The following is a 22,448-nucleotide window of genomic DNA, read 5'->3' as shown; positions in this document are numbered from 1 at the left end:
ATTAATGTCCTATTTCCTCGCGAACATTCTCCACCGGCCTGAAGGCGGAAAGCGGTTCGGATTTCTCGAAATTCGCACCGGCAACAGCTTCGCCGATGATCACCATGACCGGCCCGGCCAGATCGTCGCGGGTCTGCAATGCCGGCAATTCCTGCAAGACGCCATGGAAAAGCTTGCGGTCATTACGGCTGGCATTCTCTATTACCGCAACCGTCGTACCGCCGCTCATCCCGGCATCTATTAAACGTTCGGCGACCGAGGCTGCGACTGTGCGCCCCATATAGACGGCAATCGTTGCGCCGGAAATCGCAAGGCTCGCCCAGTCGGGCAGCACATCGCCGGTTAGGTCGTGGCCGGTGGTGAAGATCAGCGACGAGGCCACGCCGCGTAGGGTCAACGGAAGATCGAAATCGGCAGCGGCAGCAAAGGCAGAGGTAATGCCCGGAACGACTTCATAGGTCACGCCGGCTTCGCGCAGCGCCGCCATTTCCTCACCGGCCCGGCCATAGACCAGCGGATCGCCGGATTTCAGCCTGACGACTCGCTTGCCTTGGCGGCCAAGCTCAACCAACAGCCGGTTGATCTCGACCTGAGACTTAGAATGGCAGTTCTTGCGCTTTCCGACCGATAGGCGCTCCGCGTCACGGCGCCCCATGTCGACGATCGCTTTCGGCACCAATGCGTCATAAACAATGGCATCGGCTTCCATTAGTACCCTCTGTGCGCGTAGCGTCAGCAGGTCCTCAGCGCCGGGGCCGGCGCCGACCAGCCAGATCTTGCCTTCTGCGCGGCCGGACGTCGCCAACAGCGCATCAGCTGAACGACATGCTGCGGCGATATCATTGGCATCGACGGCGGTCGCGACATCGCCGGAAAAGAAGCAACGCCAAAAAATACGACGCGACACGCCGCGCGGCACGAGACATTCGGCCGCTTGACGATAATCGGCCGCGAGACGGGCGAGGAGCCCAAGCGAAGGCGATAGCATCTGGTCGATGCGGGCGCGGATCATTTGTGCCAAGACCGGGCCCGCACCCTCCGTGCCGATCGCGATTGCCACCGGGGCACGGTTGACCAGTGCAGGAGTGAAGAAATCGCAATGATCCGGCTGGTCTACAGCATTGGCGGGGATCTTCTCAGCCCGCGCAGCGGCGACGATTGCCTGATCCTGTAGGGCGTCGCCGGTTGCGGCGAACACGAGTACCGCACCCTTTACCTGGTCGGGCGAGAAGGTCGAAGAATATTGGCTAATACCCTCCGCTGCGAGATAGTTTGCGTAATCCTTCCCCGGATCATCAGCATAGGCCAGGATTACCGCGTCCGTGTTGCGCAGCAGCCGAACCTTGGCATAAGCCTCGTCACCATTACCGAACACCGCTACGCTTCTCCCGCGCACGCGAAAGAAGGCCGGAAAGACTGAAAGCCGTTCAGTTACATTCGATTTGGGCTGACGCATCATCATTGGGAGCAACTATCGCCGATCAAGGCCGACAAGTGAAGAAACAGATATGCGAATGCTGCTGCAACGCAGTATTTCTATTCCCGGCTGACCTGCTTCAGGAGCAAAAGCCAACTGTTAGCGGCTTTCCCCATCTTTTCCCGTGGCTTGAGCCTTTTCGCTTCCGGTATGAGACATCAGCTTTTAAGATCGGCATGTATCACCACGGATCATCCTCGCCATGACACTTGCAGCCCGGCTTCTCGACGTAATTGAGCACGATATCCTGCCATTGACCGAACGCGGCGTGGCCGATGGAAACAAGGTGTTCGGTGCCGCAATCCTCAGGAAATCCGACCTGTCGCTGGTGATCGCCGAAACCAATAACGAGACGGAAAATCCGCTTTGGCATGGCGAAATTCATACCCTGAAGCGGTTCTACGAAAACACTTCACGAACGTCGACTAAGGATCTGATTTTTCTGTCGACCCACGAGCCGTGCAGCATGTGCATGTCTGCAATTACCTGGGCCGGTTTTGACAATTTCTACTCTTTTTTCAGCCATCAGGATTCACGCGACGCCTTTGCCATTCCGCACGATCTTAAGATCCTCAAAGAGGTTTTTGGTCTGGAGCCCGGCGGCTATAGGCGGTCCAATGCCTTCTGGAACTCATACTTCATTTCCGAACTGGTAGAAGCGGAAGATGAGGCGACGCGTCAGGCGCTCAGTACGCAGACGGCGCGCATCAAGACAGCTTACCAGAAATTGTCTGACGCCTACCAATCCGGGAAATTCGACAACAGCATACCGCTGAATTGAGCGATGGATCAAAGCCATGCAAGCATCCAGGGACATTTCGCGGCTGGTCGAGATCATGGCGGCGTTGCGAACGCCGGTCACCGGCTGCCCATGGGATCTCGAACAGGATTTTTCTTCCATCAAGCCTTACACGATCGAGGAAGCCTATGAGGTGGCGGATGCGATCGAACGCAATGACATGGGTGACCTTTGTGAAGAGCTCGGTGACCTGCTGCTGCAGGTCGTCTTCCACGCCCGCATGGCCGAGGAGGCCGGCGCGTTTTCCTTTGGCGATGTGGTCGAGGCGATCACGAAGAAGATGATCCGCCGGCATCCGCATGTGTTCGGCGGCAGCGGCGCTGATACGCCGGAGGCGGTTAAGCTTCAATGGGACGATATCAAGCAGGAGGAGAAGCGCGAGCGGAATGAGCGTCGAGCCATGCGCGGCATCACGGAAGATTTCAAGGCCGGTTATCTTGGGGCGGTGCACCGCAGCCAGCCCGCACTGATTGAAGCGCTGAAGCTGCAGCAGAGGGCGGCAAGGGTTGGCTTCGACTGGTCGGAGCCGGAACCGATCCTCGACAAGATCGAGGAGGAGGTCCGGGAACTGCGCGAGGCACTGGCCGCCGGGCATCCGGAAAAGGTCGCAGACGAACTCGGCGACCTGATCTTCGCCATGGTCAATATTGGCCGTCATGTGAAGGCCGATCCGGAAGACGCTTTACGCGGCACGAACGCTAAGTTTCGGCGCAGGTTCAAGCACATAGAGACAGAGCTTGAGAGATCAGGCGAAACTCTGGAGGCCGCGACCCTTGACCGGATGGAGGAGCTTTGGCAGGCCGCTAAGGCAATCGAGCGGCAGCTCGGCTGATCTTTCTGCCGGTTATGACGCCTAGACTCGGCGCCGCGCGAAGCAAGGGTCGAGCGCGGAGATGGCTTATGGTTTTTCTGGAACGGTTGCCAGTCCCAGCTTTGCATGCGCGCCGGCATCAAGCTTCTGCCGCACCTGGTCTACGTGACCACGCACATAGAGGGAAAGGGGCTTGCCGCCGGCACTGACAATGGCCAGTGCGACAATCGATACGCCTTCTTCGAAGGTCGTGACATACAGAACCTGAGCAGGATTGATGAAAATGTCCTGATTGTGGGTATTCTTGAAACCGACAAGTGCCATGCGGATATCCTTTTTGCCGGGCGCGAAATACAACCATTCCTAATGTGCCGCAAGTTGCGCCAGAAGGTTTTCCAGATGTGCTTTTAATACCAATACCGCGGAGACGCGCCCGAATTCTGTCAGCGAGCCTCGCAAAAGGATTGACCTGATCCTTGTCAAAGTTCACCATGGTTTGGTAATGCGAGTTTCCAACAATCATCAACAAGGCCGGACGCCTCCCTCATCTACGAATCGTCCGGCCTTTTCCATTCCCCTTGAGCTCTTGCCTTGACGCGACACGGTCACGTTTCCTTCGTGCTCGGAGGAGCCCGCTCGGGCAAGTCCGGCTTTGCCGAAAGATTGGCTCTGGAAAGTGGACTGGATCGCCATTACGTCGCCACCGGTCAACCCTTCGACGATGAAATGCGGCTGCGCATCATGCAGCATCAGGCTGACCGCGGTGCAGGCTGGACCACCCATGAAACAGCTGTTGATTTGGCGCCGCTGCTCGGCCAGATCGATTCTCCCTCTCGGGTTATCGTGGTCGATTGTCTGACCTTGTGGGTCACCAATCTGATGATGGAGGAGATGGACATCGGACAGGCTACCGACGCGATCGTCCACGTCCTCTCCGGTTGCTCGGCAAGGCTTGTTCTTGTTTCCAACGAGGTCGGAATGGGGATCGTCCCGGACAACCGCATGGCGCGCGAATTTCGCGATCATGCGGGGAGACTGCATCAGCGGATCGCTGCGGAGGCGGACGAAGTCATCTTCATGGCGGCTGGACTGCCGCTGAAGATGAAGGGTTGATGGACGGATCTTGTCTCTAAAAACCGAGCAGGAGCCGCAAGGGGTGATTGGGATCGGCAACCAGCTTGGTGGCCAGCGCCAGGCAAGAAATGATCAGCAGCGGCTTGATGATCTTGGCGCCATTCTTCATGGCGAGCCTTGAGCCGATCTGGGCGCCGATGAACTGCCCGACGCCCATCAGCAGGCCGACCTTCCACAGAACGGACCCGGCCGCGGCAAAGACGACGAATGACCCGAAATTGGAGCCAAGATTGATGAGCTTGGTATGGGCTGTTGCCTTCAACATGCCGAAGCCCGCCACAAGCACGAAGCCGAGCATGTAGAAGGATCCGGCGCCCGGGCCGAACACGCCGTCATACAGGCCGACCAGCGGCACGACCGTCAGTCCGAAAACGAGGGGCGTCACCCGCGGGTGGCTGTCCAGGTCGGAAAGATTCGGCTTGATTGCAAAAAACAGCGCAATTGCGACCAGCAGAAACGGAATGGCCGCAGCGAGGAAATCTGCCGGCACGCTTGCGGCGAGGACGGCACCGATAGCGCCGCCTACAACGGCGGTCAGCGCCATGGGCATCTGCTTCCTGAGATCGACATGGCCGCGCCTCGCATAGGCGATCGTAGCGGATGCGGATCCGAACTGGGATTGCAGCTTGTTGGTGGCGATCGATTCGAGCGGCGGGATGCCAGCAATCAATAAAACCGGGATGGTGATAAGCCCGCCGCCGCCGGCGATCGAATCGACGAATCCGGCAAAGATGGCGGCAAGAAAAAGCAGCATGAGGAGTTGCACAGTGAGGTCGGTCAAGATGGATCTCGATGGGATTGGCTCTCGGGGTAAGGCGGCTTGTGGCATTGTAAGCTCCGCTCTGCAACACGCCAGCAGTCACATCGGCTCCGTTGCAAACCCGCTCGCTTCGGCGTTGCGCTATGTCCATTTGGAGCTATGGTGCCCGCAATGGAACAACCACCGAGTCAGGCATTGGAACGGCAAGCATGCAAAAGGTGATATTCGACACGGATCCCGGCGTGGACGACGCCATGGCCCTGCTTTTCCTGCACCGGCACCCGGACATCGACCTGATTGGCGTCACCACCGTTTTCGGCAATGCCTCGATCGAGAAGACAACGCGCAATGCGCAGTTTCTCCATCAGGCCTGGGGCATTGCTGCACCGATCGCAAAAGGTGCGGCAAGAGCCTTCGAACCGTCCCGCGCTGATGATCACCCGGCGGCCGTTGTTCATGGCGAAGATGGGCTTGGCAATATCGGCGTGCCGGCGAATATCGACTCGCCAGTGGATCCGCGTCCTGCCTTTCAGTTCATCATCGAAACGGTGCGGGCCAATCCAGGAGAGGTGACGCTGGTCGCCGTTGGTCGCATGACCAATCTTGCCTTGGCGCTGAAGGCCGATCCGGAGATTGCCGGGCTGGTCAAGGAAGTCGTCGTCATGGGCGGCGCCTTCGACGTCAACGGCAATGTAACGCCGGCTGCGGAAGCCAATATCTACGGCGATCCCGAGGCGGCCGATATGGTGTTCACTGCGTCCTGGAAGGTCACCATATTCGGTCTCGACGTGACAATGAAGACGCTGATGTCCTCAAGCTACCTAGTCGAAATGACGGCCGGTCAGGATCGGGCGCTTCGGCTGCTATCGGACCTTTCGCAGTTCTATATCGATTTCTACCGGCAGCGAGTCGGGCTCGATGGGATGGCTATCCACGACAGCTGCGCCTGCGTTTATCTCGCGGCGCCAGAGCTGTTCGATTACCGAAGCGGGCCTGTGCGCGTCATTTGTGGCGGGCTTGCCGATGGCAAGACCATCCAGTCGCCCGACAGTGGCCGTCGTTACGAGGGCAGTGCATGGGATGGCCAGCCTAGCCAATCGGTAGCCGTAGCCGTGCAGCCGGAGAAGGTACTCGAGGTCTTGCGGGCGACACTGACGGAGGGCCGGCAGGCTTGAAAAGAGCGCCAATCGCTGTTTGCGCAACAGTTGGCCTGCAAAATTTAAAGGCCGACTGACGAGGCCATTGGCATTTGGGTATGATTTCCCTATGTGGAACTTCGAATTTTCCTATTCTCAGAGGATCCGAGCGTGACCGCTACATTTGACAAAGTTGCTGACATTATCGCTGAAACCAGCGAAATCGATCGCGAGACGATCACGCCGGAAAGCCATACGATCGACGATCTTGGTATCGACAGCCTTGATTTCCTCGACATCGTTTTTGCGATCGATAAGGAATTCGGCATCAAGATTCCGCTCGAGCAGTGGACGCAGGACGTCAACGAAGGCAAGGTTTCGACCGAGGAATATTTCGTTCTCAAGAACCTCTGCGCCAAGATCGACGAGCTGAAGGCGGCGAAGGGCTGACCTTCGTCGAACAGCCTGATGCTGCTCGAATACTTCCAGATGATCGACAGGGTTGAGGCGGTTGACTTCAGCCAGAAGATCCTGAAGGCACGTTCCGTCGTGCCTTCCAACAGCCCGGTCTTTGAAGGTCATTTTCCAGGAATGCCTCTTGTTCCAGGCGTCCTGCTGATTGAAACCATGGCGCAAGCCTCGGGGTTCATGGTGCTGGCTGCGAGCAATTTCGCGGCCATGCCTTTCCTGATGTCGGTGGACGGTGCCAAAATGCGGACCTTCGTCGAGCCGGACGCTGTGCTCGACATCGAAGCGTTTCTGGAGCATGAGGGTTCCGGCTACGCCGTGACTCGAGCCAAGATTACATCGGGCGGCAAGAAGGTCTGCGACGCCCAGCTCAAGTTGCGCACCATGCCGTTTAGTGAGGTGCCGCTGGCGCCCATCGTGCGCAAGCGCGCCGAAGAGGTCGGTCTCCTCGCCGCGATGCAGGCTAGCGCTTGAGACGGCCGGTGCTTGATGCGCCCGGCAAAGAGGACAATGATGAAGTCTGACAATGATGTCGTGATTACCGGGATCGGAATCGTAACCTGCCAGGGCGTCGGTAAGGAGCCGCATATCGCGCTGCTGACGGGCTCACAAACCAGTGCCCCGAAAGTCGAAACCGAGCGTTTCAAGCCCTATCCCGTACACCCGATGCCGGAAATCGACTGGTCCACCCAGATCCCCAAGCGCGGCGATCAGCGGCAGATGGAGAATTGGCAGCGTCTCGGTGTCTTCGCAGCCGGGCTGGCGCTCGATGACGCCGGCCTGAAGTCGGATCCCGACGCCTGCGCTTCCATGGACATGATTGTCGCTGCCGGCGGCGGCGAGCGGGACATCAAGGTCGATTCGCTGATCGTTGACGAGGCCTTGAAGCGCAACGACCGCGAACAGCTTCTCAACGAGAAGCTGACGACGGAACTGAGGCCAACGCTTTTTCTGGCCCAGCTTTCAAATCTGATGGCCGGGAATATCTCGATCGTTCACAAGGTCACCGGATCCTCGCGCACGTTTATGGGTGAGGAGGCTGCCGGCATCACGGCCGTGGAAACGGCTTTTCATCGCATCAAGGCCGGCCAGTCTACCCATAGCTTGGTGGGCGGTGCCTTCGTGGCGGAGCGGTCCGACATCCTCCTGTTGGTGGAAGGCATTCGCGCTCACGCCACCGGCGAATGGCTCCCGCTTTGGTCGCGTTCGAGCGACAATGGCGGCGGCATGATCATGGGCTCCGTCGGTGCCTTTCTCGTGCTGGAATCGCGGGTTTATGCGCAACAGCGCGGCGCTCACATCTACGCCTGCATCGAAGGCATCGAAGGCGACCGAGGTGCCCGCGACGAAGGCAAGCTCGAGAGCCGCCTGACGCGCATGGCGAAAATTGCTTCCAGTGTTCCGGCCAGAGACACCGTCGTCTTCTCGGGTGCGAGCGGCGTCATCGATCTTGCTGCCCGCGAAAAATCCGTACTGGAAACGGTTCTGCCTGAGGCGACAATCCGCGGCTTTGGTGGAGTGACCGGCCATGCCATGGAAGCCCAGTTCCCGCTGGGCCTGGCGCTGGCGGCGCTGTCTCTGGATGGCGCAGCCAAGGTTCCGGCCTTTGATCCTCAGAACGAAAAGCCGATGACCGCTCCCGCGAAACATGCGGTGGTGACGACCGTTGGTTACACGCGTGGCGAGGGGCTGGCGGTCCTTTCGACCGAAGCGTGAAGGAGAGATAGTCATGAGCGAAATCCGCTTCAAAGATCATCTAGGCCGTCCCATCGTCGCCGTCACCGGCATGGGCGTCATCACGTCGCTCGGTCAGGGTCTGCAGGACAATTGGGCAGCGCTGACTTCCGGTCGGTCCGGTATCCATAAGATCAGCCGTTTTCCGACGGACAAGCTTTCGACCCGCATCAGCGGGACCGTGGATTTCATCGCTGTTCCGGCCAATAATTCGGTTGAGCGATCCTACGCCTTCGCCCGCGAAACGACGCGCGAGGCGCTGGCTCAGGCGGGGCTGTCGGGCGATTTTGGCGGTCCGCTGTTTCTGGCGGCGCCGCCGGTGGAGCCAGAATGGTCCGACCGCTTCGCACTGGCCGACCGTTCAGGACCGTCGCAGGTCGAGGGCGACGCCTATGACCGGTTCCTGGCGGCTATGCGGGAGAGGCCGGATGCTGCCTTCCTCGAGGCTGTCCAGTTCGGCTCTATCTCCGAAAGGCTGTCCGATACATTCGGCACGCGTGGGCTTCCCGTCACGCTTTCGACCGCCTGCGCTTCCGGCGCGACTGCAATCCAGCTCGGCGTCGAGGCGATTCGTCAGGGGCGGACTGACAAGGCGCTTGTAGCCGCGACCGATGGTTCCGTCAGTGCCGAGGCGCTGATCCGTTTCTCCTTGCTTTCTGCCCTCTCGACGCAGAACGATCCACCGGAAGGCGCATCCAAACCGTTCAGCAAGGACCGCGACGGCTTCGTCATTGCCGAAGGCGCTGCAACACTCGTGCTCGAATCGATCGAGGCTGCAATCGCTCGGGGTGCCAAGGTGCTCGGAGTCATCAAGGGTCTCGGCGAGAAGGCGGATCATTTCCATCGGACCCGCTCTTCTCCCGACGGCGGACCGGCAATCGCGACCATACGCGCCGCACTCGCGGATGCCGGCATGGAAGAGGCAGGTATCGGCTATGTCAACGCACATGGCACTTCGACGCCGGAAAACGACAAGATGGAATATGGCGCCATGCTGGCCGTCTTCGGCGAAGGTTTGAAGAGCATTCCGGTGTCGTCGAACAAGTCGATGATCGGCCACACGCTGACAGCAGCAGGTGCGGTGGAAGCCGTGTTTTCAATCCAAACCATGCTCACCGGCACGCTTCCGCCGACCATCAATTACAGCAATCCAGATCCTGCAATCGCGCTCGACGTGGTGCCGAATGCAAAGCGCGATGCGACAGTCGGCGCTGTGCTTTCCAACTCCTTCGGCTTTGGCGGGCAGAATGCCAGCCTTGTCATGACGCTGGAACCAGCCTAGAGACACCGCCCAAACACCGTTGACGACTGCAACGCCTCCGGGCGAAGGAAGACCTATATGCGCGCGCTGCAACTGATCGAAGACCGCAGGCTCGAAGCCGTGGACATTCCCGAGCCCGATGCACCGGGTCCGGGCGAGGTGACGCTGCGGGTGAAGGCCGTGGCGCTCAATCACATCGACGTTTGGGGATGGCGCGGCATGGCCTTTGCCAAGCGCAAGATGCCGCTGACGATCGGCGCCGAGGCCTCCGGCGTCGTAGAGGCTATCGGCCCCGGTGTCTCCAATGTCCTGCCGGGACAACTGGTGTCGATCTATGGCGCGCGCACTTGTGGCCTTTGCAAGCCCTGTCGCGAGAAACGCGATAATCTTTGCGAGCATGTTTCCGGCGTTCACGGATTTCACCTCGACGGCTTTGCGCAGGAGAAAGCCAACCTTCCGGCCCGACTTCTCGTACCGGCCCCGCCCGGCGTTGACGCTATCGGTGCGGCCCTCGCACCGGTCACATTCGGCACCGTCGAACATATGCTGTTCGACAATGCCAAGCTGCAGCCGGGCGAAACGATCCTCGTCCATGCAGGTGGCTCGGGTATCGGCACGGCGGCCATACAGCTTGCCCATAAATTGGGTTGCACAGTGATCACCACCGTCGGCTCGGACGACAAGATCGAGGGGGCAAAGGCCCTTGGCGCCGATCACGTCATCAACTATCGGACCGATCGCTTCGAGGGCGTGGTGCGCAAGCTGACGAAGAAGAAGGGTGTCGATGTCGTCTTCGAACATGTGGGCAAGGATACTTGGGCTGGCTCGATGCTCTGCATGAAGCGTGGCGGTCGGCTTGTCACCTGCGGCTCCACATCCGGCGTCTCCACCGAGATGAACCTGATGATGCTCTTCCAGCAGCAGCTGAAGCTGTTCGGTTCATTTGGCTGCCGAATGGAAAACATGGCCGATGCCATGCAGAAAATGGCGCAAGGTATCGTCCGTCCCGTGATCGATACGGAAGTGACGTTTGCGGATATCGACAAGGCGCTGTCGCGGATGGAGACCCGCCAGGTCTTCGGCAAGATCGTCCTTCGGATGGATTGAGGCTTCATCGTGAAGATGGTTCTGACCCGGATCGTGCTGACACTGCGCAAGTTCCAGCAATGGCTTGTGGCGCAGCTGACATTCGGGCTTCTCAACGCGCTGAAGATCTTTCCGGCCGACCCGGCTATTCGCTTTGCCGACCAGGCTGCCCGCCTAATTGGGCCGAAGCTCTGGCGCCACAAGTTGATGTTGACGAACCTGCGCAACGCCTTTCCGGAGAAGTCCGAGGCGGAGTGCCAGGATATCGCCGTTGCCAGCTGGGGGCATATGGGCCGATTGGCTGCGGAATATGTCTTTCTTGACCGGCTTTTCGACTTTCAGCCCGAACAGGTGAAGCCGGGCAGGGTGGAGGTGACGGGCATTCCGATCTTCGCCGACCTGCGCGACAATCCGCGGCCGTTCATCGTGTTCACGGCTCATACCGGCAATTTTGAGCTTTTACCCGTCGCAGGCAAGGCATTCGGACTGGAGGTGATGGTACTCTTCAGGCCGCCGAACAATCCTTACATCGCTGAAAAGGTATTCGCCTTCCGCAGTTCGCGTATGGGTCAACTGGTGCCATCACATGCGGGATCTTCGTTTGCCCTGGCACGTCGGCTCGAAGCCGGCGGTGGAGTTGGGGTGCTTGTCGATCAGAAGTTCCGGAAAGGTTTGCCGACGAACTTCTTCGGGCGCCCGGTCAAAACCAATCCACTGCTTGCCAAGCTGGTGCGGCAGTTCAATGCCGATGTTTATCCGGCCCGCTGCATCCGGCTGCCCGGCAATCGGTTTCGGCTCGAGATCGAACCGAAAATTGAGCTTCCTCGCGACGCAAAAGGCAATCTCGATGTGCAGGGGACAGCCCAGGTTCTCAACAACAAGGTCGAGTCCTGGGTGAGGGAATATCCGGAACAGTGGCTGTGGTATCACGATCGCTGGCACATCAAGAAGACCGTCGGCGAATGACGCGCGGCACCTAGTAAATCTTGGAATTGTTGGAGGCAGATTGCTGCGCTAAGTCATCTGGCAGAACTTGGGGAGCCATCTTGAGAAAACAATTAATCTCGTTCGGCTTAAATGGAACTGGATGCGCCGCAGCATAGGACTATCAGGCGCCTGTCGCACGTGGTGGAGGGCATTGTCGTGGAAGCTTTGATTGGCCTATTCTGGTCGAAATACGCCGATCTGCAGCATGCGATCGAAAGCGAAGACGACAACGCGACCGTTGCTCTCGACCGGGACCTCGATCCTCTCCTGCTTGCCATATTCGGCAGCGAGGAATGCGACGCTGCAAGCATCCAGTCTCAATTCCGTTTCGCCCTCGACCTCTTAAAGGAAGAAGCCGACGATCGCGGTTGTGTTCGTCGCAATGCACATCTGCTCCAGACGCTCGTGGAGCGTTATCTTGCTCCGCAACCAGGTTTCTCCATGGCGCGCCAGCCGGAGCCGGATGCGAGCGAAGCATCCATCATCGACGAAGCAACCGCCAGCGGGAGCCTCGACGATACTTTGCTGAACCGCATTTCGGATCGCATCGTGCTGGTGGCACCAGGCTACAGGATCCTCTATTCCAACGAAACCAATGCCCGCAGGCTGGAAATGCCGCGGGAGCAGCTTCTGGGCAGGCACCTGGCGGAATTTGTGGGCCTGCATCGGTTTCGCAACGAATTCGAGCCTAGCCTCAGCCGCTGCTTCGCCGGGGAGAGCATGTCGGTAACCTATGCAGAAGAGGTTGACGGGCAGACGGTTGTCCTACGGTGCCGTATGTCGCCTTTTGTGCGGGCATCGACATTGATTGGTGCCCTGGTCGTCATTCAGGAAACCGCCGATCGCCGTCGGCGCCCTGCCGCCTGACCTGTCTGTTCTAATCACGCTTTATCATTTATTTCCCTCGACAAGCGTCTTGAGCGTCTGCAGATCCTTCAGCACATGGGCGGCATCGGCTTCGAAGCCTTCTGCATCCAGGCCCGCGTGCCAGAACAGCGTGAAGATGAGTTCGGCGCCATTGCCGTTCGGCATGACCCGGAGGGGGTTGAAGACGGACGAGCCGTCTTCCATGGTGACCGTATGGTCGATGATGCCGAACTCGTTATCGGCTGCAAAACGGACCCTGACCTGACCGATCGGGCCGCCATCGACGATCCACTCCTCCCCCTCGCGGCTGATCCCGGTGGCCAGGCCGGACGCCCATTGCGGCAGGTTTTCTGGCGCCCGAGCAAAGGCGTAGACTTCTTTCCAGGGCTTTTCGATCGTGACATGGATCATGCGTGCGGACATGGTTTTCACTTCTGTGTCTCCGATCGTTTGATGACGTAGGTCTCTTCCTGCTGCCAGACATAAGCCAAGCCGTCTACACGGAATTGCGCCCGGTCTTCGCCTTGCCCGGCGCAAGATTGAGTGCCACAACAGCGACCGAAATCTTCAACTGGAGGCACATGCGTGGAACAGGCAGAAATCGGGCTCATCGGTCTTGGCGTCATGGGCGCTAACCTTGCACTCAACATAGCCGAAAAGGGCAACAAGATCGCCGTCTTCAACAGGACGGCCGAAGTGACGAAGAAGTTCTACGCCGAGGCGGGGGATCTGCAGTCGCAGATCATACCCTGCGTAACGCTTGAAGAGTTCGTGGCTGCCATACGTCCTCCACGGCCGATCATCATCATGATCAAGGCCGGCGACCCTGTCGACCAGCAGATGGAATTGCTGAAGCCTTATCTGTCTGGTGGCGACATCATGATCGATGCCGGCAATGCCAATTTCCGCGATACGATGCGCCGGTTCGACAACCTCAATGACAGCGACTTGACCTTCATCGGCATGGGCGTCTCCGGCGGCGAGGAGGGCGCCCGCCACGGACCGTCCATCATGGTCGGCGGCACAGAGGACAGCTGGAAGCGCGTCGAGAAGGTTCTGACCTCGATCTCGGCCAAGTTCAACGACGAGCCCTGCGTGGCGTGGCTGGGAGAAAACGGCGCAGGCCATTTCGTCAAGACGATCCATAACGGCATTGAATATGCCGATATGCAGATGATCGCCGAGATCTACGGCATCCTGCGGGACGGCCTCGGCATGAATGCAAGCGAGATCGGCGATGTCTTCGGCAAATGGAACACCGGCAGGCTGAATTCCTATCTGATCGAGATTTCGGAAAAGGTGCTGAAGGCGACCGACCCGATTTCCGGCCAGCCCATGGTCGATGTCATCGTCGATGCCGCAGGCCAGAAGGGGACCGGCAAGTGGTCGGTAATCGAAGCCCAGAATATGGGCGTGGCTGCAACTGCGATCGAGGCTGCCGTTTCCGGGCGGGTTCTTTCTTCCCAGATCGTGGAGCGGCGGGCCGCTGAAAAGATCTTCGGCCTTCCCCAGACCGTGCCAGCTCCGAAGGACGGAATGGCCTTCCTCGCCGATCTCGAGAGCGCGCTGCTGGCCGCCAAGATCGGCGCCTATGCCCAGGGCTTTGCGGTTATGGCCGCTGCCTCCAAGGAATATGGCTGGAACCTGCCGATGCCGGTGATCGCCAAGATCTGGCGGGCAGGCTGCATCATCCGCTCCGGCTTCCTGGACGAGATCACCTCGGCCTTCACCAAGGACCCGGATGTGGCCAACCTGATCGTAACGCCTGCGTTTGCGCAAATGGTCAAGGAGACGGACGGCGCCTTGCGGCGCGTGGTTTCCTATGCGGCGCTTTCCGGCCTTCCGGTTCCGGCGCTCTCGTCGGCCCTGTCCTATTTCGACGCCTATCGCCGCAGCCGTGGCACGGCGAACCTGATCCAGGCACAGCGCGATTTCTTCGGCGCCCATGGGTTTGACCGTCTCGACGGCGTGGACAAGCATCACGGCCCCTGGGGCAGTGGTCTGGCAACGCTCGCGTAAACAACATGAACAGCAGAAGGCCTGGCTTGATCGTCAGGCCTTCTGCTCAGTCTTTCGGAGCCGTCGCTCGCCAGACAGGCTTTGCAATGCTCTGCAGCGATTGGGGAGCAGCGCCGTTGATCCGCGCCATCAGCGCTTTCGCAAGTTCTCGTCCGGCCAGACGGATATCCTCTTTGACGGTATAGATCTCGGGGCGGATCCAGTTCAGGAATTCGGCCGACTGCTTTGACACGATATCGAGATCGGCGCCCAGTTTCTTGCCCGCCGCTTCCAGCCCGGCAATCAGCGCGACCGTTGCCGACCCGCTGATGGAGACGATCCCATCCGGCGGTTCGGCCGAGCGCATCAGCCTCTCGGCGTGGGTGCGAATGTCATCGAGCGGCGTCTCCGTCGTTATCCTGCCCATTGGCGCTTCGATAGCGCCGAAGTCGGCCAGTCCGCTTTCAAAGCCGATCCGGCTGTGGGTGTAGAAGGAAAATCGGCTATGGGGGGCGAGCAGCGCGATCCGCGAGCGCCCCAGCTCAACCATCTTACGCACCGCCTCATAGGCATAGGTCTCATTGTCGAAGTCATGATAGGGGTGCTCAATTCCCATGTCGCTGCGTCCATGCGTGGCGAAGGGAAGATTGCGCTCCGTCAGCAGTCGTATGCGGGGATCCTCAGGCTCGATACGTGAGATGATGACGCCGTCCGCCGACCCGGTATCGAGGATATACCGCACCGGACCCATCGCGTCCTTTTGGAAGGAGTGCGGCGTCACCACAAGGTGATATTGGGTGCCGGCCAGCGCTTCCGAAATGCCGTGCACCATCTGGCTCGTAAAGCCCATCAGTTCCTCGTCGATGCCAAGCACGAGCGCGATCACATTGGTCTTTCCCGTCCTCAACCTGACGCCGGCTCTGTTGGGCTGATATCCCAGCTGTTTTGCAATCAGGCGTACTCGCTCTTTGGTATCACTGCCGATATCAGGCGCGTCTTTTAGTGCCCGAGATACGGTGGTGATGCCGAGGCCGGTCATGTAGGCGATGGTTTTCAGGGTAGGGCGCTCCCGCGGTAGCCCGTCTGCAATATGTCTGCCGTCTTCGTCCATCTTGATCTTTCCGGCCTCGCAGTCTTGCGGTCAGCCACCTCTCGAAACATACATATACAGCAAAACCTGTAACGATACAGTACGACTACATAAGCAATTTTCCGGATCTCATTTCGTTTACACATCGTAAGGTTGTAATTGGCGGATCCAGAGTGAACTTTTTCAGCTGCGAGATCGTATCCTTATCTTTTTGCAGATCTCCGGGATCTACAGAGCAACTCGCAGCTTGGATCCGGTGACGGCTGCTGCTGTGTTTGCATCTGATGATTGAATATATCTCTGGCAATAAGAGGTTCGCGCATTTGTGGCTTGCTTGTCCGGCAGGATTGGCCTAGCTTTTTACTGCAACGTTTCAGTGAGGGAGGAGACTCAATGAATATTCGTGCAGTCGCAGCCGTATTGGCCGCAGCCGTCGCCATGCCGCTGGGAGCGGCCCAGGCGACGGATCTTGAAGTGACCCATTGGTGGACTTCCGGCGGAGAGGCCGCTGCAGTCGGAGAGTTTGCTAAAGCGTTCAACGCGACCGGCAACAAATGGGTCGATGGCGCTATTGCCGGCTCCGGCGGCACCGCCCGTCCCATCATGATCAGCCGCATCACCGGTGGCGACCCCATGGGCGCGACACAGTTTAATCACGGTCGTCAGGCCGAGGAACTGGTGCAGGAAGGCCTGATGCGCGATTTCACGGATCTGGCCCAGCAGCAGAAATGGGCAGAGATCGTCAAGCCGACCAGTCTTTTGAAGTCCTGCACTTTCGAAGGCAAGATCTATTGCGTGCCGATCAACATCCATTCCTGGCAGTGGCTGTGGCTCTCCAACGAGGCCTTCACCAAGGTCGGCGTGGCGGTTCCCAAGAACTGGGACGAGTTCGTGGCCGCCGCCCCGGCGCTGCAAAAGGCAGGCCTGGTGCCGCTGGCGATCGGCGGGCAGCCCTGGCAGGTCAACAACCTCTTCAGCGTGCTGGTGATCTCGATCGGTGGCAAGGACCTTTACCAGAAAGTATACGCCGACAAGGATGCCGCGGTGGCCGGCGGTCCGGAGATCGCCAAGATCTTCAAGGCGGCAGACGATGCCCGGCGCATGTCCAAGGGCAGCAATGTCCAGGACTGGAACCAGGCAACGAACATGGTCATCACCGGCAAGGCCGGCGGCCAAATCATGGGTGACTGGGCACAGGGCGAATTCCAGCTTGCCGGCAAGAAGGCGGGCGTCGATTACAGCTGCCTGCCGGGCCTCGGCCTCAATGAGGTGCTAACCACCGGCGGCGACGCGATCTACTTCCCGCTGCTGGAAGATGAAGCGAAGTCGAAGGCTCAGGAGGTGCTGGCATCCACGCTTCTCGACCCCAAGACCCAGGTCGCTTTCAACCTGAAGAAAGGCTCGCTGCCAGTGCGCGGTGACGTCGATCTCGAAGCTGCCAATGACTGCATGCGCAAGGGTCTCGACATCCTCGCCAAGGGCAATGTGACGACCAGCACCGACCAGCTGATCTCGCAGGACACCCAGAAGCAGCTTGAGGATCTCATGGCTCAATTCTTCGCCAGCCCGTCGATGACACCGGAAGCAGCGCAAAAGCGCTTCGCAGAAGTCATCGCCTCGGCGGATTGAGGACATCGCGCCCCGCCAGCCCAAGCATTGGCGGGGCGCCCTCCAACTCTAGTCGTGACGAGAGCTTCAAAGGCTTGCAGTGGTCGCTCGTACAAGCGGCTAGCTAAAAGTCTGCACGTCGCAATCTTCAACCGTTCTTCGCCCATGGGCGCAAGGAGGCGTTCGACGATGACACTTCCCATCAGTATTTCCGCCGCCCAAGGCGCGCAAGTGAAACGGCCAAGCCGCTACCTGCGAAACCTGAATTCGAAGATCGCCTCCATTCCCATGGTGCTAACCGCGGTCGTGGTCTTTCTCGGGGGCACGATCTGGACCATCCTTTATTCCTTCACCAATTCCAGGCTGCTGCCGCGGCTTTCCTTTGTCGGCATCGACCAGTATGAGAGGCTCTGGTCGACGGCACGCTGGATGGTGTCGATCCAGAACCTTGCCACCTACGGGATCCTGTCCCTGATCTTCAGCCTGACGATCGGCTTCCTTCTGGCGGCGCTGATGGACCAGAAGATCCGGTTCGAAAATACCTTCCGGACGATCTTTCTTTATCCCTTCGCCCTGTCCTTCATCGTCACCGGCCTCGTCTGGCAATGGATCCTCAATCCGGAATTCGGGGTCCAGGCGGTGGTGCGCTCGATGGGCTGGACGAGCTTTGCCTTCGATCCGCTCTATGATTCCGACATCGTCATCTACGGCATCCTGATTGCCGCCCTGTGGCAGGGGACGGGACTGGTCATGTGCCTGATGCTGGCGGGTCTGCGCGGCATAGACGAGGATATATGGAAGGCCTCCCGGGTGGACGGTATTCCCATGTGGCGGACCTATATCTTCATCGTCATTCCCATGATGCGGCCGGTGTTCGTCACCACGCTGGTGATCATCGCCAGCGGCATTGTTCGCATCTACGACCTCGTCGTGGCGCAGACCAGCGGCGGTCCCGGCATCGCGTCCGACGTGCCGGCGAAATATGTCTACGACTATATGTTCTTCGCCCAGAACCTCGGCCAGGGCTTTGCCGCATCCACCATGATGCTGCTGACGGTGGCGATCATCGTCGTACCCTGGGCCTATCTCGAATTTGGAGGGCGCAAGCGTGGATAAGTCTCTCACCGCGATGCCAAACCTTGCCGGCGCCGATCGGCTTTCTGCCGGGCCGCAGGGCAAGCGCCCGCGTAAGGTGCTTTCGGGCCGCAATATCATGGTCTATGGCGCCCTGACCTTTGCGGCAATCTATTACCTCCTGCCGCTCTATGTGATGGTCGTGACATCGCTCAAGGGCATGCCCGAAATCCGCATGGGCAATATCTTTTCGCCGCCGATGGAGATCACTTTCGAGCCCTGGGCCAAGGCCTGGGCCAGCGCCTGCACCGGCCTCAACTGCGACGGTCTTTCTCGCGGCTTCTGGAACTCGGTGAAGATCATGGTGCCGTCGGTGATCGTGTCGATCGCCATCGCTTCCGTGAACGGCTACGCGCTCGCCAATTGGAAGTTCAAGGGTGCCGAACTGTTCTTCACGATCCTGATCATCGGCGCCTTCATCCCTTATCAGGTGATGATCTACCCGATCGTCATCGTGCTGCGGGAACTGGGTCTCTACGGCACGATCTACGGGCTGATCCTGGTGCATTCGATCTTCGGCATGCCCATCCTGACACTGCTCTTCCGCAACTACTTCGTGTCGCTGCCGGAGGAACTGTTCAAGGCAGCCCGCATTGACGGGGCCGGATTCTGGCAGATCTATTTCCGGATCATGCTGCCTATGTCGCTCCCCATCTTCGTGGTGGCGATGATCCTGCAGGTCACCGGGATCTGGAACGACTTCCTGTTCGGCGTCGTATTTACCCGCCCGGAAACCTACCCGATGACGGTGCAGCTCAACAATATCGTCAACTCCGTCCAGGGCGTGAAGGAATACAACGTCAACATGGCGGCGACGCTGCTGACCGGTGCCATTCCGCTCATTGTCTATTTTGTTTCCGGCCGGCTTTTCGTCCGCGGTATCGCCGCCGGCGCAGTCAAAGGGTAAGCCATGATGCACAACACTGTTCCCCTTCGCTCCCAGTACAGCGTCTCGATCCGAGAACTCTCGCTCTCGTTTGGCGCGGTCAAGGTGCTGGAAAATCTCAACATCGATATCCATGACGGCGAATTTCTGGTGTTGCTCGGCTCTTCCGGCTGCGGCAAGTCCACGCTGCTCAACTGCATCGCCGGTCTTTTGGAGCCGACCGAAGGTCAGATCTTCATCAAGGACAAGAACGTCACTTGGGAAGAGCCGAAGGATCGCGGGATCGGCATGGTCTTCCAGTCCTATGCACTTTATCCGCAGATGACTGTGGAAAAGAACCTGTCCTTCGGCTTGCGCGTGGCGGGCGTTCCCAAGGACGAGATCGACCGCCGGCTGACCCGAGCTGCCGGGATTTTGCAGATCGAGCCGTTGATGAAGCGCAAACCGGCAGAGCTTTCGGGCGGTCAAAGGCAGCGCGTCGCGATCGGCCGGGCACTGGTGCGCGACGTCGACGTGTTTCTCTTCGACGAGCCGCTCTCGAACCTGGACGCCAAGCTCCGGTCTGAGCTGCGTGTAGAGATCAAGCGCCTGCACCAGTCGCTCAAGAATACGATGATCTACGTTACCCATGACCAGATCGAGGCGCTGACGCTCGCCGACCGTATCGCCATCATGAAGAGCGGAGTGATCCAGCAGCTCGATGATCCCGTGACGATCTACAATCGGCCGAAGAACCGCTTCGTTGCCGGCTTCATTGGCTCGCCGTCAATGAATTTCATGCAGGGCGTGCTGGCAGAGGAGGGCGGCCGCTTCCTCTTCCAGACCAACGGCGTCAGCTTCTCGCTCGAAGGCTATCAGGCGTCGGAGACGCTGATGCCGGGCCGCGCTGTCATCCTCGGCGCCAGACCGGAGCATATCAAGGTCGATGGTGATATCGTCGGCGGCGAAGTCCACGAAGCCATTGTCGATATCGAGGAGCCGATGGGGGCCGACAACCTGCTTTGGCTGAAGCATGCCGGACACACTATGTCGGTTCGAATCGGTGGCGCCCGGCGGTATGCGCCGGGGAGCAAAGTTCGGCTCGCCTTCGACATGACCATGGCATCGCTGTTCGACGCGACCACGGAGGAGCGGATCTGATGATCCGGCAGCGCACGGTTTGACCCATTCGCGGGCACCGCGCCACCATTTTGCATCCACAGGCTCAATTCCTGCCAGCGGCGGGTTGACGATTGATTTCAAGGGAGGATCATCATGACGAAACTTGGTTTTCAGCTTTACTGCGCGCGCAATTTTCCGCCGCTTGCCGAAGTTTTGAGGAAGGTGGCCGGAGCCGGCTATACGGAGGTCGAAGGATATGGTGGCATCTACGGCACCCTGGTCGAACTTTCGCTGAAGACACTGCGCTCCGATCTTGATGCCAACGGGCTGACCATGCCGACGGGCCATTTCGGCATCGATCTGCTTGAAAAGGAGCCGGAGCAGACCCTGCTGATCGCCAAAACACTCGGCATGGAAGCCATCTATTGCCCCCATCTTGCTGCCGACCAGCGGCCAAACGATGCCGCGGGATGGTTTGCTTTCGGCCAGCGGCTAGCGGAAGCGGGCAAGCCGTACCGCGATGCCGGCTATACGTTCGGCTGGCACAATCATGATTTCGAGTTCAAGCCGCTGGAAGACGGTTCGACGCCGCAGGAGCAGATCCTTGCCGGCGGCCCGGACCTTGCTTGGGAAATCGATGTGGCGTGGGTGATCCGGGGCGGGGGGGACGTCAATTCCTGGATCGAAAGCTACGGGAAGCGTATCACTGCCGTGCATGTCAAGGATATTGCACCGGCCGGCGAGAATGTGGACGAGGATGGCTGGACCGATGTCGGTCACGGCACCGTGGCCTGGCCGGAGCTGATGGCGGCGCTACGCAAGACGCCCGCCAAGCATTACGTGCTCGAACATGACAATCCCAAGGATCTCGACCGGCTTCTGTCACGCTCGATGGCTTCCTTCCAGACCTATTGATCACCGCAAATTTTGGAGTTCTCCATGTCCAAGGAACTTGGCGTCGGCATCATGGGATGCGGCAATATTTCCACCACCTATTTCAAGCTGGCGCCGCTTTTCAGGGGACTGAACGTGGTGGCCTGCGCCGACCTCAACGCGGAAGCCGCGGCCCTGCGCGCGGAGGAGTATGGGGTGAAGGCGCAGACCGTCGAGGAGCTGCTTGCCAATGACGAGGTTGACGTCATCGTCAATCTCACCATCCCAGCGGCGCATTTCACCGTCTCAAAAGCCATTCTCGAAGCAGGCAAGCACGTTTATTCGGAAAAGCCCCTAGCGATCACCTTGGAAGAAGGCAAGGCGCTGCAGGCGCTTGCAAAGGAAAAGGGGCTTGCCGTCGGCTGCGCGCCCGATACGTTCCTCGGCGGCTCCCATCAGCTGGCGCGCAAATACATCGACGTGGGCGGGGTAGGGCGCATCACTTCCGGTACCTGCCATGTGATGAGCCCGGGCATGGAAATGTGGCATCCCAATCCAGGCTTCTTTTTCGTGGAAGGCGGCGGCCCGATCCTTGATCTTGGACCCTATTATATCGCCAACCTGATCAACTTCCTCGGTCCGGTTCGGCGGGTCGCTGCGCTGACGTCCATGGCCAATCCGACCCGCACCGTCACCAGCGAGCCGCTCAACGGCCAGACGATCCCGGTCGAGACGCCGACCAATATTCACGCGCTGCTGGAATTCGTGAACGGCGCGACGATTACCCTGTCCGCCAGCTGGGATGTTTGGTCGCACCGCCATGCCAATATGGAACTCTACGGCACCGAAGGCTCGATCTTCGTGCCGGATCCGAACTTCTTCGGCGGGACCGTGGAAGCCAGCGGCCGCGACAAGGACATCCAGCCGCTGGAAGCCTGGGATCATCCCTTCGGCGTCGCGAACCAGGAACATCCGCAGGGGCCGCGCGCCAATTATCGTACCGCGGGACTTGCCGACATGGCTATCGCGATCATCGAAGGGCGCGATGCGCGATGCTCGCTGGATCGCACGCTTCATGCGGTGGACGTAATGACCTCCATCCTGAAATCCGGCAGCGAAGGTCGCTTCATCGAGATGACCACGACATGCACCCAGCCTGCCGCACTTGGCATAGATGAAGCTCTGGCGCTTCTGCGCTGATCCGCTATGACTCCGCCTGGCGCCGAGGTGCGCCAGGC

23 protein-coding genes are annotated in these 22,448 nt (G+C 59.3%); 18 read left to right on the top strand and 5 right to left on the bottom strand.

Annotated features, from left to right (window positions below):
* Nucleotide 1 precedes the first annotated feature (1 nt).
* Nucleotides 2-1,459, bottom strand: a complete 1,458-nt coding sequence (cysG, locus tag E2F50_RS00675; RefSeq protein WP_133315175.1) for a siroheme synthase CysG — start codon at nucleotides 1,457-1,459, stop codon at nucleotides 2-4.
* Nucleotides 1,460-1,679: 220 nt separating this feature from the next.
* Here cysG and E2F50_RS00670 point away from each other — a divergent pair, with 220 nt between their 5' ends.
* Nucleotides 1,680-2,258 carry a deaminase gene (locus tag E2F50_RS00670; protein WP_425375339.1) on the top strand — a complete coding sequence of 193 codons (579 nt, stop codon included), beginning with the start codon at nucleotides 1,680-1,682 and terminating at the stop codon, nucleotides 2,256-2,258.
* Between the two features lie 16 nt (nucleotides 2,259-2,274).
* A complete protein-coding gene (gene mazG, locus E2F50_RS00665; protein WP_133314152.1) occupies nucleotides 2,275-3,108 on the top strand; it encodes a nucleoside triphosphate pyrophosphohydrolase in 834 nt (277 codons plus the stop codon).
* 66 nt (nucleotides 3,109-3,174) lie between these two features.
* Here mazG and E2F50_RS00660 read toward each other — a convergent pair whose 3' ends face one another.
* Nucleotides 3,175-3,411: a hypothetical protein gene (locus E2F50_RS00660; RefSeq protein WP_133314151.1), complete on the bottom strand. Its 237-nt coding sequence runs from the start codon at nucleotides 3,409-3,411 to the stop codon at nucleotides 3,175-3,177.
* Nucleotides 3,412-3,678: 267 nt separating this feature from the next.
* Between E2F50_RS00660 and cobU the strand changes: the two genes are divergently transcribed.
* Nucleotides 3,679-4,200 carry a bifunctional adenosylcobinamide kinase/adenosylcobinamide-phosphate guanylyltransferase gene (cobU, locus tag E2F50_RS00655; RefSeq protein WP_133314150.1) on the top strand — a complete coding sequence of 174 codons (522 nt, stop codon included), beginning with the start codon at nucleotides 3,679-3,681 and terminating at the stop codon, nucleotides 4,198-4,200.
* A 16-nt stretch (nucleotides 4,201-4,216) separates the two neighbouring features.
* On the opposite strand, the gene E2F50_RS00650 is transcribed toward cobU, so the two are convergent.
* A complete protein-coding gene (locus E2F50_RS00650) occupies nucleotides 4,217-4,975 on the bottom strand; it encodes a TSUP family transporter (protein WP_245515307.1) in 759 nt (252 codons plus the stop codon).
* Between the two features lie 215 nt (nucleotides 4,976-5,190).
* Here E2F50_RS00650 and E2F50_RS00645 point away from each other — a divergent pair, with 215 nt between their 5' ends.
* The 8 genes from E2F50_RS00645 to E2F50_RS00610 all read left to right on the top strand — a co-directional run bounded on the left by E2F50_RS00645 (nucleotide 5,191) and on the right by E2F50_RS00610 (nucleotide 12,520).
* Complete coding sequence (locus E2F50_RS00645) at nucleotides 5,191-6,156, top strand: nucleoside hydrolase (protein WP_133314148.1); 966 nt, start codon at nucleotides 5,191-5,193, stop codon at nucleotides 6,154-6,156.
* Nucleotides 6,157-6,288: 132 nt separating this feature from the next.
* Nucleotides 6,289-6,567, top strand: a complete 279-nt coding sequence (locus E2F50_RS00640) for an acyl carrier protein (protein ID WP_133314147.1) — start codon at nucleotides 6,289-6,291, stop codon at nucleotides 6,565-6,567.
* A gap of 18 nt (nucleotides 6,568-6,585) precedes the next feature.
* Nucleotides 6,586-7,059 carry a 3-hydroxyacyl-ACP dehydratase FabZ family protein gene (locus E2F50_RS00635; RefSeq protein WP_133314146.1) on the top strand — a complete coding sequence of 158 codons (474 nt, stop codon included), beginning with the start codon at nucleotides 6,586-6,588 and terminating at the stop codon, nucleotides 7,057-7,059.
* A gap of 36 nt (nucleotides 7,060-7,095) precedes the next feature.
* Nucleotides 7,096-8,301 carry a beta-ketoacyl-ACP synthase gene (locus tag E2F50_RS00630; protein ID WP_161973930.1) on the top strand — a complete coding sequence of 402 codons (1,206 nt, stop codon included), beginning with the start codon at nucleotides 7,096-7,098 and terminating at the stop codon, nucleotides 8,299-8,301.
* 13 nt (nucleotides 8,302-8,314) lie between these two features.
* Nucleotides 8,315-9,601, top strand: coding sequence for a beta-ketoacyl-ACP synthase (locus E2F50_RS00625; protein ID WP_133314144.1), 1,287 nt, complete (start codon nucleotides 8,315-8,317; stop codon nucleotides 9,599-9,601).
* 57 nt (nucleotides 9,602-9,658) lie between these two features.
* A complete protein-coding gene (locus E2F50_RS00620; protein WP_133314143.1) occupies nucleotides 9,659-10,687 on the top strand; it encodes a zinc-binding dehydrogenase in 1,029 nt (342 codons plus the stop codon).
* Between the two features lie 9 nt (nucleotides 10,688-10,696).
* Nucleotides 10,697-11,632, top strand: a complete 936-nt coding sequence (locus tag E2F50_RS00615; protein ID WP_133314142.1) for a lipid A biosynthesis lauroyl acyltransferase — start codon at nucleotides 10,697-10,699, stop codon at nucleotides 11,630-11,632.
* Between the two features lie 177 nt (nucleotides 11,633-11,809).
* Nucleotides 11,810-12,520: a PAS domain-containing protein gene (locus E2F50_RS00610; protein ID WP_161973928.1), complete on the top strand. Its 711-nt coding sequence runs from the start codon at nucleotides 11,810-11,812 to the stop codon at nucleotides 12,518-12,520.
* A gap of 24 nt (nucleotides 12,521-12,544) precedes the next feature.
* On the opposite strand, the gene E2F50_RS00605 is transcribed toward E2F50_RS00610, so the two are convergent.
* Entirely contained in the window at nucleotides 12,545-12,943 is a 399-nt protein-coding gene (locus E2F50_RS00605) for an SRPBCC family protein (protein ID WP_425375362.1), read from the bottom strand.
* A 162-nt stretch (nucleotides 12,944-13,105) separates the two neighbouring features.
* Here E2F50_RS00605 and gndA point away from each other — a divergent pair, with 162 nt between their 5' ends.
* Complete coding sequence (gene gndA, locus E2F50_RS00600; RefSeq protein ID WP_133314139.1) at nucleotides 13,106-14,539, top strand: NADP-dependent phosphogluconate dehydrogenase; 1,434 nt, start codon at nucleotides 13,106-13,108, stop codon at nucleotides 14,537-14,539.
* A 46-nt stretch (nucleotides 14,540-14,585) separates the two neighbouring features.
* Here the strand turns inward: gndA and E2F50_RS00595 are convergent, their stop codons facing one another.
* Complete coding sequence (locus E2F50_RS00595) at nucleotides 14,586-15,629, bottom strand: LacI family transcriptional regulator (RefSeq protein ID WP_133314138.1); 1,044 nt, start codon at nucleotides 15,627-15,629, stop codon at nucleotides 14,586-14,588.
* 372 nt (nucleotides 15,630-16,001) lie between these two features.
* On the opposite strand from E2F50_RS00595, the gene E2F50_RS00590 reads away from it, so the two are divergent.
* The 6 genes from E2F50_RS00590 (at nucleotide 16,002) to E2F50_RS00565 (ending at nucleotide 22,410) form a co-directional block, all read left to right on the top strand.
* Nucleotides 16,002-17,237 (top strand): ABC transporter substrate-binding protein, encoded by a 1,236-nt coding sequence (locus E2F50_RS00590; RefSeq protein ID WP_133314137.1) that lies wholly within the window; start codon nucleotides 16,002-16,004, stop codon nucleotides 17,235-17,237.
* A 168-nt stretch (nucleotides 17,238-17,405) separates the two neighbouring features.
* Nucleotides 17,406-18,332 carry a carbohydrate ABC transporter permease gene (locus E2F50_RS00585; protein ID WP_133314136.1) on the top strand — a complete coding sequence of 309 codons (927 nt, stop codon included), beginning with the start codon at nucleotides 17,406-17,408 and terminating at the stop codon, nucleotides 18,330-18,332.
* Between the two features lie 13 nt (nucleotides 18,333-18,345).
* Nucleotides 18,346-19,257 (top strand): carbohydrate ABC transporter permease, encoded by a 912-nt coding sequence (locus tag E2F50_RS00580; RefSeq protein ID WP_133315174.1) that lies wholly within the window; start codon nucleotides 18,346-18,348, stop codon nucleotides 19,255-19,257.
* 6 nt (nucleotides 19,258-19,263) lie between these two features.
* The gene (locus E2F50_RS00575; RefSeq protein ID WP_133315173.1) at nucleotides 19,264-20,376 is read left to right on the top strand and encodes an ABC transporter ATP-binding protein; all 1,113 of its coding nucleotides are present in this window, start codon (nucleotides 19,264-19,266) and stop codon (nucleotides 20,374-20,376) included.
* A gap of 114 nt (nucleotides 20,377-20,490) precedes the next feature.
* The gene (locus E2F50_RS00570) at nucleotides 20,491-21,252 is read left to right on the top strand and encodes a sugar phosphate isomerase/epimerase family protein (protein WP_133314135.1); all 762 of its coding nucleotides are present in this window, start codon (nucleotides 20,491-20,493) and stop codon (nucleotides 21,250-21,252) included.
* 24 nt (nucleotides 21,253-21,276) lie between these two features.
* On the top strand, nucleotides 21,277-22,410 hold the full coding sequence (locus E2F50_RS00565) for a Gfo/Idh/MocA family protein (protein WP_133314134.1): 1,134 nt from the start codon (nucleotides 21,277-21,279) through the stop codon (nucleotides 22,408-22,410).
* The last annotated feature ends 38 nt before the right edge of the window (nucleotides 22,411-22,448 follow it).

This window comes from Rhizobium deserti, assembly GCF_004358025.1.
In the GTDB taxonomy this organism is placed as follows: Bacteria; Pseudomonadota; Alphaproteobacteria; order Rhizobiales; family Rhizobiaceae; genus Neorhizobium; species Neorhizobium deserti.
Note: the sequence above shows the minus strand (reverse complement) of the source record. Positions and strands in the feature narration are given on the sequence as shown.